This window comes from Pseudomonas sp. AG1028 (assembly GCF_007993955.1).
Lineage (GTDB): Bacteria > Pseudomonadota > Gammaproteobacteria > Pseudomonadales > Pseudomonadaceae > Aquipseudomonas > Aquipseudomonas straminea.
Map to the genome: position 1 here is coordinate 138,161 of NZ_VIVP01000013.1, position 12,305 is coordinate 150,465.

11 protein-coding genes are annotated in these 12,305 nt (G+C 64.2%); 2 read left to right on the forward strand and 9 right to left on the reverse strand.

Going from position 1 to position 12,305, the window contains the following annotated elements; translation table 11 throughout:
• Nucleotides 1-118: 118 nt before the first annotated feature.
• From FB481_RS20885 to FB481_RS20925, 9 genes are all read right to left on the reverse strand, one after another.
• Nucleotides 119-511: a hypothetical protein gene (locus tag FB481_RS20885; RefSeq protein WP_147177605.1), complete on the reverse strand. Its 393-nt coding sequence runs from the start codon at nt 509-511 to the stop codon at nt 119-121.
• A gap of 333 nt (nt 512-844) precedes the next feature.
• Complete coding sequence (locus FB481_RS20890; RefSeq protein ID WP_178109911.1) at nt 845-1,495, reverse strand: methionine ABC transporter permease; 651 nt, start codon at nt 1,493-1,495, stop codon at nt 845-847.
• Complete coding sequence (locus tag FB481_RS20895) at nt 1,479-2,573, reverse strand: methionine ABC transporter ATP-binding protein (RefSeq protein WP_147177606.1); 1,095 nt, start codon at nt 2,571-2,573, stop codon at nt 1,479-1,481. Before FB481_RS20895 ends, FB481_RS20890 begins: the two co-directional genes overlap by 17 nt.
• 1 nt (nt 2,574) lies before the next feature.
• The gene (locus FB481_RS20900; RefSeq protein ID WP_147177607.1) at nt 2,575-3,369 is read right to left on the reverse strand and encodes a MetQ/NlpA family ABC transporter substrate-binding protein; all 795 of its coding nucleotides are present in this window, start codon (nt 3,367-3,369) and stop codon (nt 2,575-2,577) included.
• An 18-nt stretch (nt 3,370-3,387) separates the two neighbouring features.
• A complete protein-coding gene (locus FB481_RS20905; protein ID WP_147177608.1) occupies nt 3,388-4,806 on the reverse strand; it encodes an LLM class flavin-dependent oxidoreductase in 1,419 nt (472 codons plus the stop codon).
• Nucleotides 4,806-6,005 (reverse strand): SfnB family sulfur acquisition oxidoreductase, encoded by a 1,200-nt coding sequence (locus tag FB481_RS20910; RefSeq protein WP_147177609.1) that lies wholly within the window; start codon nt 6,003-6,005, stop codon nt 4,806-4,808. The genes FB481_RS20905 and FB481_RS20910 overlap by 1 nt, the downstream gene beginning before the upstream one ends.
• A 4-nt stretch (nt 6,006-6,009) precedes the next feature.
• Complete coding sequence (locus FB481_RS20915; RefSeq protein ID WP_147177610.1) at nt 6,010-7,254, reverse strand: SfnB family sulfur acquisition oxidoreductase; 1,245 nt, start codon at nt 7,252-7,254, stop codon at nt 6,010-6,012.
• 113 nt (nt 7,255-7,367) lie between these two features.
• Nucleotides 7,368-8,597: an acyl-CoA dehydrogenase family protein gene (locus FB481_RS20920; protein WP_147177611.1), complete on the reverse strand. Its 1,230-nt coding sequence runs from the start codon at nt 8,595-8,597 to the stop codon at nt 7,368-7,370.
• Nucleotides 8,594-9,556 carry an aliphatic sulfonate ABC transporter substrate-binding protein gene (locus FB481_RS20925; RefSeq protein ID WP_147177612.1) on the reverse strand — a complete coding sequence of 321 codons (963 nt, stop codon included), beginning with the start codon at nt 9,554-9,556 and terminating at the stop codon, nt 8,594-8,596. Before FB481_RS20925 ends, FB481_RS20920 begins: the two co-directional genes overlap by 4 nt.
• 370 nt (nt 9,557-9,926) lie before the next feature.
• On the opposite strand from FB481_RS20925, the gene FB481_RS20930 reads away from it, so the two are divergent.
• Nucleotides 9,927-11,243 (forward strand): OprD family porin, encoded by a 1,317-nt coding sequence (locus FB481_RS20930; RefSeq protein WP_147177613.1) that lies wholly within the window; start codon nt 9,927-9,929, stop codon nt 11,241-11,243.
• A gap of 69 nt (nt 11,244-11,312) precedes the next feature.
• Entirely contained in the window at nt 11,313-12,305 is a 993-nt protein-coding gene (locus FB481_RS20935) for an aliphatic sulfonate ABC transporter substrate-binding protein (RefSeq protein WP_147177614.1), read from the forward strand.

Consider the following 12,305-nt stretch of genomic DNA (forward strand, 5'->3'; position numbering starts at 1 on the left):
GACAGCAAGCTCTCCAGGTTTATTGACTGCAAGAGGCACCGAAATGGCTCCTAACGTTTGGTTAAGGGGCGGGCTTTAGCCCGTCCCAGTGAGCGAAGCGAACGATTTGAACCACTAGTTAGGCTTCACGACTTGGCTTGTTCTTTAGGATGCGCAGAATATTTTGCGGCGTATCAGTAGCTGCAATTACCTCGTATATCGCTTCGTAAACGTTACCCTGAGCCAAGAATACTGCCGCGCTATAGCCGCGAGCTTTAGAGAAACAGGTTAGATGCTCTGGATCGCCTAGCTCTTGAAGTTCGAAATATCGCTCATCGAGCTCTTTAAAGGTTTCTTGTAAGCGTTCTGGATGCATCTCTTCGATAGCTTTTTCTATAGCTGGGCCATCAAGATCAAACTCATTCGCAACCCACATTACAGCCCTAGCAGCTAAATCTATGCGTTCTGGGTGGGGCATAGCATTCAATATTTCTTCAATATCTGGGACGATTGTGGATAGCCGAGAATTCATCTGTGAGGCCTAACTATAAATAGACACCAACTGGTGCATAACTTCCCGGACGGGCGTGGTGTATAACATTCCTTGTCCCTCTCACGATGCGTGTCTAGGCTAGGGCTTTCAGCGTATCGATGAGCGTATAAGGGGGTTATACACCATGGATAGGCAGCTTCGATTGCTCGACCAAGTGCGGGAGCCGACTGGTTTGAGACGCTACTCGATTCGTACAACAACTGTCTATTGCGGCTGAGCGAAGCGCATTGCTCGTAACGCATTTCTGCGACATAGGCACAAAAAGAGCCCCGGAAATCCGGGGCTTTGCATTTGCAGTGACAACCTGTTTCCTTACCGCTTGTTCAACCGCTGTGCCAACCGATCCCCACCCAGCTGAATAAAGCTGACCATCACCACCAGTACGACGATCACCGTCAGCATCACCTGGGTATCGAAGCGCTGATAGCCGTAGCGGTAGGCCAGATCGCCCAGGCCGCCTGCACCGATGGCGCCGGCCATGGCGGAGGAGTTGATCATGGTGACCAGGGTGATGGTGAAGCCGCCGACGATGCCGGGCAGGGCTTCGGGCAGTAGCACGTGCCAGACGATATGCCGGCGGCGGCAGCCCATGGCCTGGGCGGCTTCGATCAGGCCGTGATCCACTTCGCGCAGGCTGACTTCGGCGATGCGCGCGAAGAACGGCGTCGCGGCGATGGTCAGCGGTACCACGGCGGCCCAGACGCCATAGGTGGTGCCGACTACCAGGCGAGTAAAGGGAATCAGCGCGACCATCAGGATCAGGAACGGGATGGAACGGAACAGGTTGACGATGGCGCCGAGCACCCGGTTCAGCCGCGGTGCCTCGAAGATGCCGCCCCTGCTGCTGGTGACCAGAAATACTGCCAGCGGAATGCCGGCCAGCAGGGCGAGCAGGGATGACACGCCGACCATCAGCAGGGTGTCGAGCAGGCCTTGCCAGAGGCGTTCAAACAGCAGCGACATAACCCAGTACCTCCACATGGTCGGCCAGCGTGCGGGCGTTTTCGACCAGCGATACGTGACCGAGGGCTGACGGGCCGACGGACAGAATCAGATGACCCACGGCGTGTCCCTGGATCTGTTCCAGGCTGGCGTCGAGCAGGGTGGCGCGGCCGCCCAGGGCAGCGCCCAGTGCCGGCAAATCCGGCTCAAGGCCCGTACCGGCGAAGTGCAGGCGCAGCACCAGATCGTCGCGCTCGCCGGGCGAGTCGTACAGGCGCTGCTGCAGGTTCGTCGGCAGGGCATGCTGCAGCGGTGTCAGCAGAGTGCGGGTGACTTCATGGCGCGGCGAGCCGAATACCTGCCAGACCGGCCCTTGCTCGACCACTTCACCGCGCTCCAGCACCACCACGCGGTCGCAGATCTCGCGGATCACCGCCATCTCGTGGGTGATCAGCACCACGGTCAGGCCCAGGCGCCGGTTGATCTCGCGCAGCAGGCCGAGGATCGCCTGGGTGGTCTCCGGATCCAGAGCGCTGGTGGCTTCGTCGCAGAGCAGAATCTGCGGGTCGTGCACCAGGGCGCGGGCAATGCCCACCCGCTGTTTCTGGCCACCCGAGAGCTGCGCCGGGTAGGCGCCGTGCTTGTCCTCGAGGCCGACCAGTTCGAGCAATTCGCGCACCTTGCCCTGGCGGGCTTCGCGCGGCACGCCAGCAACCTTGAGGGGCAGTTCGACGTTCTGCCACACGGTCTTGGCGGACATCAGGTTGAAGTGCTGGAAGATCATGCCGATGCGCCGGCGCAGCGCCACCAGGGCATCATCGTCATAGCCGGCGATGTCGCTGCCGTCGATCAACACGCGACCGCTACTGGGCCGCTCCAGCCGGTTGATGGTGCGCAGCAGCGAGGATTTGCCCGCACCGCTGCGGCCGATGATGCCGAACACTTCGCCGCGTTCGATCGACAACTCGATGTCGTGCAGCGCCTGCACCGGGCCCTGGGCGCCCTCGTAGGTCTTGCCCAGGCGCTCGAAGCGCAGGTGCGCCTGGGCGATGCGGCTGGCTGCGGCGGCTTGCTGAAGATGGGGATCGAAGCCGCTCATCTCAGCTCTCCCAGCCGGCCTGGTAGAGGTTGCCGTGGGCCTTGTCGAGGGCGGCGCGCACGGCCGGCGAGTGCTGATAGATGTCGATGAATTTGAGCAGGCGCGCGTCCTGCGCCTTCGTTGGCTGGGTGACGAACTGGATGATGTACTCGGGATGGTCGACGCCGTCGAACAGCAAGGCCGAGGCCGGATCGAAGGTTTTGGCCAGGCGGATGTAGGCCGGGTAGCCCTGCACCAGATCGGCCTCGTCATAGGCGCGCACCAGTTGCACGGCTTCCAGTTCGATGATGCGGATGTTCTTCGGATTGGCGGTGATGTCCTGTTGGGTTGCCTTGTAGCCGACGCCGGGCTTGAGTTCGATCAGCCCGGCCTTTTGCAGCAGTTGCAGGCCGCGCCCGCCGTTGACCGGGTCGTTGGCGATGGCCACTTTGGCGCCGTCCGGCAGGCTGGCGAAATCCTTGTGCGTCTTGGAGTAGAGGCCGACGTTGTTGATCACCCCGCGCGCCACCGGCACCAGGTCGTAACCACCCTCGGCCTTGGCATTCTCCAGAAAGGGAATGTGCTGGAAGTAGTTCACGTCGATGTCGCCATTGGCGAGGCTGACGTTGGGGGCGATCCAGTCGGTGAACTCGACCAGTTCCACATCCAGCCCCTGCTTTTTGGCTTCGGCCACGGCCACTTCCAGCGGCGGTGCGAAGGCCGCGGTGGTGCCGAGTTTGAGGGCGGGTGCGGCCTGGGCCAGGGTGCTCGCGCTGAGCAGGGCGGCGAGTGTCAGGGTTTTCAACGGTTTGAGCATGGTGGCGTCCTTGTGGGGTCAGAGCAGGTTCAACGCGTGGGCGCTGAGGTTTCGCAGTTCATGGGGGATGGGGTTGGTGTGTTGCAGGCGGGCAGGGTCGCGCCAGGCGGCAGCCGGGTGATCCGCCGGCAGCCTGGGGCCCTGGCCGAACAGCTTGTGGCGCAGGGCGCCGTCTGCGTAGGTGGTCTTGTAGCGGCTGCGCTGTTGCAGCTCGGGAATCACCAGGTCGATGAAATCGGCGTAGCTTTGTGGGGTGACGATGCGCGTGAGGTTGAAGCCATCCAGGCCGGTGGCGTCGATCCACTCGATGAGCTGATCGGCCACCTGGCCTGGCGAGCCGATCAGCACCGGATAGCGACCGCCCAGGGCGTGCTGTTCGAGCAGGCGACGCTTGGTCCAGCCGGTGAAGGTCTTGACCACCGATTCGATGGCATTGGTCTTGCGCGCCAGGATCGGTTCGTCGAGGCCGAAGGCCGCCAGGTCGATACCGGTGGAGCTGGAAAAGTGGGCGATGCCGGCTTCCGGGCTGGCGTAGCGCAGGTACTCGGCGTGCTTGTCACAGGCCTCGGCTTCGGTGGGCGCGACGATCACGGCGATGCCCATGAACACCTTGATCGCGTCGCTCCTGCGCCCGGCCGCCACGGCGCTGGCCCGCACCTGCTCGACCTGGGCGCGCACCGCCTCGACGCCATTACCGCCAATGAACACGCATTCGGCGTGCTGGCCGGCGAAGCGCGAGCCGCGTGCTGACGAACCGGCCTGGAACAGCAGCGGTGTACGCTGCGGCGAGGGCTGGCTGAGGTGGTAACCCTCGACCTGATAGAACTCGCCGTGGTGGCGCACCTTGTGCACCTTGCCGGGCTGGGCGTAGATGCGCTGCTGGCGGTCGGCGAGCACCGCATCGTCCTGCCAGCTGCCTTCGAGCAGCTTGTAGAGCACTTCCAGATATTCGTCGGCCTGGTCGTAGCGGCGGTCGTGCTCGACTTGCTGGCTCAGGCCCATGGCCTTGGCCGCGCTTTCCAAGTAACCGGTGACGATATTCCAGCCGATGCGGCCATTACTCAGGTGATCGAGGGTAGAGAGCCTGCGGGCGAAGGTGTACGGCGCCTCGTAGCTGAGGTTGGCGGTAACCCCGAAGCCCAGGTGCTGGGTGACGCCGGCCATGGCGGAGACCAGCAGCAGCGGGTCGTTGACCGGCAGCTGGATGGCTTCCTGAAGCGGCAGGTCGATGCCACCGCCGTACACGTCATAAACGCCAAGAATGTCGGCGATGAACAGCCCGTCGAACAACCCGCGTTCCAGTAGCTGGGCCAGGTCGGTCCAGTAGCTCAGTTGGTTGAAGTTCACCGACTGATCATCGGGGTGGGTCCAGAGGCCGTGATGGATATGCCCGACGCAGTTCATGTTGAAGGCGTTGAGAAGAATCTGCTTGCCCATCAGATGGTCCCCCGGCGCGGCGGCAGGCGATCGTTGAGGTAGAAGTCGCCGATGGCGTGGTACTTCCAGCGCACCGGGTCGTGCAGGGTGTGGGTGCGGGCGTTGCGCCAGTGGCGGTCGAGGCCGTGTTCCGCCAGGGTGGCGCGACTACCAGCCAGTTCCAGCAGCTTGCTGCCGAGCAGCAGCGAGGTTTCCGTGCTGATGGCCCGGGCCTCGGCTACGGCAATCGATGCGGCGGCCACGCTGTCGGCATCTGGCGCGGCCTGGGCGCGGTCGACGAATTCGCCAGCGCGCTCCAGCAGCGCTTCGGTAGCGGCCAGGCGCACGCGCAGCTTGCCGATTTCCTGCTGGGTCAGTGGGTCGTCACTGGCCTTGTCGATCCCGGCATCGATCCACGGCCGCGACTTGTGCCGCACGAAGTGCAGCAGGTCCTCGTAGGCGCCGCGGGCGATGCCGGTGTCGATGGCCGCGTGCAGCAACTGGGCGAAGGGGCCGACCGTGGTCGGACGCTCGAAGGCACTCTGGAAGGGCAGCACGTCATCGGCCGCCACCTCTACGCCGTCGAATACCACGCTACCGCTACCGGTGGTGCGTTGGCCGAAGCCGCTCCAGTCGTCGATCACCTGCACGCCATTGGCCTGGCGCGGCACGAAGGCGAGGAAGCCAATGCCGTCTTCATCGATGGCCAGGGTCGGAATGCGCTGGGCGAACAGCGCGCCGGTGCAGTAGAACTTGCGCCCGTCGATACGGTAGCCGTCGGCGGTACGGGTCAGGCGTGTGGTGCGATCCAGCGCGGTCTTGGTGCCCAGCTCGGCCAGGGCATTGCCGAAGCGCTGGCCGGCCAGCACCTCGGCATACAGACGGCGCTGCTGCGCCTGGCTGCCGTTTACCCGTAGCACCTCCAGGGCATAGAAATGGTTTTGTGGAATCTGCCCGAGCGAGCCATCGGCCTGGGCGATGCGGGCGATGACCCTGGCGACGGTGACGCTGGCCAGGCCCGGCCCGCCAAAGGCAATGGGCACGCTGATGCCCCACAGGCCGGAGTGAGAGAACTGCGCCAGTTCGGCGTGGGGCAATTGCCGCTCGCGGTCACGTTCGGCGGCGCCGACGGAGAAACGTTCAGCCAGGCGTTCGGCGACGGCAAGGGCTTGGGCGTCGTCGCGCAACAGCGGCACGCCAGGTTGGGTATGGGCGTTCATGGGCTCAGATCCAGGAATGGCGGTTGGGGCGTGTGCCGTTGAGGTGCCAGGCGCCGATGGCGTGGTACTTCCAGCGCACCGGATCGTGCAGGGTGTGGGTGCGGGCGTTGCGCCAATGGCGGTCGAGGCCGAACTCGGCCAGGGTGGCGCGGCTGCCGGCTAGCTCCAGCAGCTTTTCGCTGGCCTGCAGGCTGAGCTCGGTGCTCAGCGCCTTGGCTTCGGCTACCGCAATCGAGGCCCGCGCCGCGCCGTCGGCGTCGATGGGCGCGGCGGCCACTTCATCGAGCACCCGCCCGGCCTTGTGCAGCAGCGCTTCGGCGGCATGCAGTTCGATATGCAGGCGCCCGACGTCGGCGATCACGTATGGGTCGTCACCGGCGCGTTCGACCTTGGCGTCGATCCACGGCCGGGATTTCTCGCGCACGAAGGCAATGGCGTCGCGGATCGCGCCATCGGCAATGCCGAGATCGATGGCCGCCTGAATCAGCTGGGAAAACGCGCCCTGAATGCTTGGTTTGTCCGCCAAAGGCCACAGCGGCACGAGGTCGTTCTCATGGACCTCCACCTCATTGAGCAGCAAGGTGCCGCTGGCGGTGGTGCGCTGACCAAAACCGGACCAGTCGTTGACGATGCGCAGGCCCGGTCGGCCGCGCTGGATGAAGGCCAACCACGGGCGGCCCTGATCATCCAGCGCCTTGGCGGTGACCCAGTGGGCGAACAGGGCGCCGGTGGAGTAGAACTTCTCGCCACTGAGCAGCCAGCGACCATCCCGCTGAGTCAGGCGTGCGCGCAGATCCAGGGTGTGCTTGCTGCCGCGCTCGGGGCCGCCGTTGCCGATGCGCCAGCCGGCCAGCACACTGGCGAACAGGCGTTGCTGTTGCTCTGGGTTGGCAGCGGCGTGCAGCAGGCCGAGCAGGCCGAAGTGGTTTTGCGGAATCTGCCCGAGCGCAGGGTCGACGGCGCTGATGATGCGAAATACCTCGGCGATGGTTACGTATGACAGCTGCGGGCCGCCAAAAGCGCGTGGCACGGCGATGCTGCCCAGGCCGCTGGCGGTGAAGCGCTCCACCAGCTCCCACGGCAAGCGCCGCTCCCGGTCACGCTGGACGACATCGGCCTGCGCGGCCTGGGCCAGGGTGCGGGCGGCCTGCAGGGCCTCGGCATCGCTAACGAGTATGGCGGCGGGTTGGAGCGGCGGGGCGACGTCCTGATCGGAGGCGCTGTCCTCAAGGGTAATCGGACGGGTCACGTGAACCTCATCTTGTGGATGTACGCACTGCGGCACCGGGATAAGGTGCGTGCAGTGGCTGGGAATCGAGGCTCCGGTGGTCCGGTGGCGAACGGCGTGTGTAACGAGCGCAGTCAGCTGTACAGCGAGGGCTGCGGGCCCTGGCCGCTGAGCAGCCAGTGACCGAGGTCGCGCACCTTGTAATCGATGGGGTCGTGCAGGCTGTGCACCCGCACGTTGCGCCAGAAGCGATCGAAGCCGTAGCGCGAGCTGGTGGCGCGGGCGCCCATGTTCTCGAAGATCTGGCTGGTGATATCCAGCGCTGCGCGTACTGCCACCACCTTGGCCTCGCTGATCGCCAGGGCGACCTCGGCGCGTTCGGCGGCGGTGAGTGCGGACTTTTCCCAGGCGCCCTGCAAGCGTTGCGCGGCCTGTTCGGCCAACGGCAGCGCGGCGCGATAACGCAGCCACAGCTCGCCGTAGCGTTGCTGGATGAACGGGTCATCACTGGCCTGGGCCACGCCGGAGGCCGGCCAGGGGCGGCTCTGCTCGCGTGTGTAGCGCAGCGCGGCGTCCAGCGCGCCCTGGGCGTTGCCCAGGTAGAGCTGGGTGAGGATCAGCTGCGACAGGCACGAGCGCAGGGTGGTACGTGGGCTGGGGCCGACGGGGCCGAGCAACTCGCTGCTGTCCACGAATACCTGCTCGAACTGCACGGTGCCGCTGTCGGTCTGGCGCTGGCCGAAGCCGTCCCAGTCCTGATTCACCGCCAGGCCTTCACGCTGGCTGGGCAACACGATGAATACTCGGTCATCAGGCTTCTTGCTGCGCTGTACGCCGATCACCAGTGCATCGGCGCCCAGGGCGCCGGAGCAGAACGACTTGCTGCCATTGAGCTCGAAGTGCTCCTCGTGCTGGGTGAGATGCAGCCCGACGTCGCGGCCATTGGTGGCGTTGCCCCAGAACCAGTTTTCCTGCACGGTGCGGGTCAGCCAGTGGCGTTGCTGCTCGGGGCTGCCGAACAGCTGGATGGTCGCCACCTGCAAATGCTGGAAGGCGAACAGGTGGGCGAGCGAGCTGTCGGCGGCGGCGAGGTAGCGCACGATGCGATAGATGTCCGGCCAGGCCACGCCCTGGCCGCCGTATTGCTGCGGCACGGCGAGGGTCAGCAGGCCACTGCCGCGCAGCAGTTCACGTTCGGCCTGTGCACTGCCGCCGGCGCGGTCACGCTCCACGGCGCTGGCGGCCAACTGCCGGGCCAGGCGTTCGACGGTGGCGCTGCGGCTGCCGAAATTCGCCGGGAACAGATGGGCGGCGAACAGCGGTTCTTCCGGCTTGCTGGGGTAGGCGAGGGCTTGGCTGCTCATGGTGCCGGGCTCCAGATGTTCACCTGGCGGGCGTCCACGGCCTTGGGCAACAGCCCCGCCGCGAGGAAGGCATCGGCGATCCTCTGTTGCTCGGCAAGGCTGTCAGGCTTGACCAGGCGCACCTGGTAGCTGCGTTTGGCGTTGGCCTTCTCGACGATGGCGGGATCCAGATTGCCCCACAGCGGGCCGAGCACCTCGGCGCCCTGGCGCGGGTTGGCGCGCAGCCAGTCGCCGGTTTTCACCAGCTCGGCGAAGACGATCTGCAGCACCTGCGGGTGATTTCTGGCGAAGCTGGCGCTGGTCAGGTAATAGCGCTGGTAGTCAGCCAGGCCTTCGCCATCCGCGAGGATGCGCGTGGGCAGTTGCTGCTGGGCGCCACTGAGAAAGGGCTCCCAGGTCACCCAGGCATCGACCTTGCGATTCTCGAAAGCGGCGCGGCCGTCGGCGGGCGTCAGGTAGGCCGGCTCGATGTCGCTGAATTTCAAGCCTGCCTTGGCGAGCGCGGCGATCAGCAGGTAGTGCACGCCGGCCGCCTTGGTGACGGCGACCTTCTTGCCCTTGAGGTCAGCCAGGCTTTTGATCGGTGAATCCTCGCGCACCACGATGGCCTGGGCGTGAGGCGAGGGTGCCTCCTGGGCGAAGTAGGCGAGGTCGGCTCCGGCTGCCTGGGCGAACACCGGCACGGTATCGGCGACATCCGCGGACAGGTCGATATTGCCCACATTGAGCGATTCCAGCAGCGGCTGACCGCTGGGAAACTCGTGCCAGCTGATGGTGACGTCCTGATCGGCCAGCGCTTTTTCCAGAGTGCCCTGGCTCTTCAGCAGGCTGATCAGGGTCGATGATTTCTGGTAGCCGATGCGCAGCTGTTCGCCGGCATTGGCAAGTGGCGCAACGGCCAGGCCAAGGATCAGGAGTAAGGCAGTGATGGGGCGGTGTAGGGAATGCGGCAATGACATGGCAGGGCCTCGACAAAAACGCGTGGCGGCCATATGGGGACGATCACACGTACTTCATGAATGAGCGATTGAAGTCCGGTGGTCCGGTGTCGAGAAGCTAATCGATATAAAAAATAATTAATAAATAATTTTTAGATATTAGCTTAGGTCGATGAATCTGCTTTTCTTATATGCAAAATAGTTACTACAAAGTGAAAAATAATTCTTTTTAGGGATTAACAAGGCTCTCGTAAATTAGCCACCAGCCGACAGCGGACCACCGCATCGGGCCCGAACCAGGGGCTCTCTGCCAACGTCTTCGTGTCGGTGATGTCGAGCTCCTGCGCCGTGCCCGTTCATAACAGCACACCCCTGCACTGGAGCATCGAGCATGAACAAGTCCACCCTGGCATTAGCCGTCGCCCTGGCCGCTCTGGCCACCGAAGCGAGCGCCGCTGGCTTCATCGAAGACAGCAAGGCCAGCATCGGCCTGCGCAATTTCTATTACGACCTCAACACCAAGAACACCGCCAACAACAATGGCGAGGCGCAGGAGTGGGGGCAGGGTTTCATTTTCAACTACGCCTCAGGATTCACCCAGGGCACCGTCGGCTTTGGCCTCGACGCCATTGGCCTGCTCGGCGTGAAACTCGATTCCGGTGGCAAGGCGGGAAAGACCGGGCGTGATCGCACCCCGGGCCAGCTTTTCCCGCTCGATAGCGACGGAAGCGCGGTGGACGACTACAGCAAGGCCGGCGTGACCGCCAAGCTGCGGCTGTCCAAGACCGAGGTGCGTATCGGCACGCTGCAGCCCAAGCTGCCGGTGGTGACCTTCAACGATGGCCGCCTGCTGCCACAGACCTTCGAAGGCGGGCAGGTGACCTCCAGCGAGATCGACGGCCTGACCCTGACCGGCGGCCAACTGGAAAGCACCAAGACCCGCAGTTCCACCGACGACATCGGCCTGCGTATCGCTGGCGCCTCGGGCGACGCCGACACCAACAAGTTCTATTTCGCTGGCGGCGACTGGAAGGCCACCAAGGACCTGACGCTGCAGTACTACTACGGCAACCTGGAAGATTTCTACAAACAGCATTTCCTCGGGCTGGTGCACAACTGGGCCATCGGACCGGGCTCGCTTAAGAGTGACCTGCGCTATTTCGACAGCAATTCCGACGGCAAGAATGGCAACGCGGCTGGTCGCGCTCAGGGCTATACCAGTACCGGCTATTACGGTAACGGCGTGACCACCGGCGAGGTCGACAACCAGACCTGGAGCGCCTTGTTCACCTACACCCTGGGCAGCCATTCCGCCGGCCTTGGCTATCAGCAGGTCGAAGGCGACAGCGCTTTCCCGTTCCTCAACCAGGGCGGCGGCTCGTCGTCCTACCTGATCACCGACCGCCAGCTCGGCAGATTCGCCAGCGCCGGCGAGCGTACCTGGGTCGCCGAGTACGCCTATGACTTCGCCAAGCTCGGCGTGCCGGGCCTGAAGGCCAGCGTCGCCTACCTGAAGGGCGACAACGTCGACTCCGCCAATGGCGACCTCAAGGAGTGGGAGCGTGATCTGCGCCTGGATTACACCCTGCTCGACGGGCCGCTCAAGGGCCTGGGCGTGTCCTGGCGCAACGCGACCCAGCGCGGCAACGTCGCTACCGATGCCGACGAGAATCGCCTGATTCTGAGTTACACCCTGACGCTGCTCTGATCGTCCGTTATCACCATTGGCCTGGCGGCCGGCAGCGGCTTGCCAGTGTCATCCACAAGGAACAAGACCATGAACAAAACCACTTTGCGTGTCGGGCTTGCCGCCCTGTTTGCCGTCTGGCTGCCGACTGCTGTGCAGGCTGCTCCGCCCAAGGAAGTACGCCTCGATTACGCCTACTACGCCCCCACCAGCCTGGTGCTCAAGCAGCAAGGCTTGCTGGAAAAAGCGCTCGAGCCCCAGGGCATCAGCGTCAAATGGGTATTCAGCCAGGGCAGCAACCGCTCGCTGGAATACCTCAACGGTGGCAGCACCGATTTCGCTTCTACTGCCGGCCTGGCCGCGGTGCTGAGCCGCGCCAATGGCGCGCCGATCAAGACCATCTATGTGGCCAGCCGCCCGGAATGGACGGCGCTGGTGGTACCCAAGGATTCGCCGATCCAGACCGTGGCTGACCTCAAGGGCAAGAAGGTGGCAGCTACCAAGGGCACCGATCCCTTCCTGTTCCTGTTGCAGAGCCTGCAGAAAGCCGGGCTGAACAAGAACGACGTGGAGATCGTCCACCTGCAGCACCCCGATGGTCGTGTGGCCCTGGAACGGGGCGACGTGCAGGCCTGGGCCGGGCTCGACCCGCTAATGGCCTCGAGCGAGTTGCAGGCCGGCTCGCGCCTGCTGTATCGCAATCGCGACTTCAACAGCTACAGCGTGCTCAGCGTGACCGAAACCTTCGCCAAGCAGCAGCCGGCGCTGATCGAACAGGTCATCGCCGCCTACGAGCAGGCGCGCCAGTGGGCCATTGCCAACCCGGATGCATTGGCCCAGCTGCTCGCCGATGAAGCCAAGCTGCCACTGGAAGTGGCCAAGCTGCAGCTGTCGCGTACCGACTTCAGCAACTCGCAGCCCGGCGCCGAACATATCAATGCGCTGAAGGCGGCGGCTCCGATCCTGCTTGAAGAGGGCCTGGTACGCCCGGGCACCGACGTTGCTCAGGTGGTCGATCAGCTGATCACGCCGCAACTAGCGGAAAAGGTGATCGCTCGCGCTGTGGCCAAGGCAGGTAACTGA

Excerpts from the sequence above, each read along its gene's own strand:
- FB481_RS20890 (WP_178109911.1), bottom strand. The coding sequence starts at position 1,495 with ATGTCGCTGCTGTTTGAACGCCTCTGGCAAGGCCTGCTCGACACCCTG.
- FB481_RS20895 (WP_147177606.1), bottom strand. The coding sequence starts at position 2,573 with ATGAGCGGCTTCGATCCCCATCTTCAGCAAGCCGCCGCAGCCAGCCGC.
- FB481_RS20935 (WP_147177614.1), top strand. The coding sequence starts at position 11,313 with ATGAACAAAACCACTTTGCGTGTCGGGCTTGCCGCCCTGTTTGCCGTC.
- FB481_RS20920 (WP_147177611.1), bottom strand. The coding sequence starts at position 8,597 with ATGAGCAGCCAAGCCCTCGCCTACCCCAGCAAGCCGGAAGAACCGCTG.
- FB481_RS20905 (WP_147177608.1), bottom strand. The coding sequence starts at position 4,806 with ATGGGCAAGCAGATTCTTCTCAACGCCTTCAACATGAACTGCGTCGGG.
- FB481_RS20885 (WP_147177605.1), bottom strand. The coding sequence starts at position 511 with ATGAATTCTCGGCTATCCACAATCGTCCCAGATATTGAAGAAATATTG.
- FB481_RS20910 (WP_147177609.1), bottom strand. The coding sequence starts at position 6,005 with ATGAACGCCCATACCCAACCTGGCGTGCCGCTGTTGCGCGACGACGCC.
- FB481_RS20925 (WP_147177612.1), bottom strand. The coding sequence starts at position 9,556 with ATGTCATTGCCGCATTCCCTACACCGCCCCATCACTGCCTTACTCCTG.
- FB481_RS20930 (WP_147177613.1), top strand. The coding sequence starts at position 9,927 with ATGAACAAGTCCACCCTGGCATTAGCCGTCGCCCTGGCCGCTCTGGCC.
- FB481_RS20900 (WP_147177607.1), bottom strand. The coding sequence starts at position 3,369 with ATGCTCAAACCGTTGAAAACCCTGACACTCGCCGCCCTGCTCAGCGCG.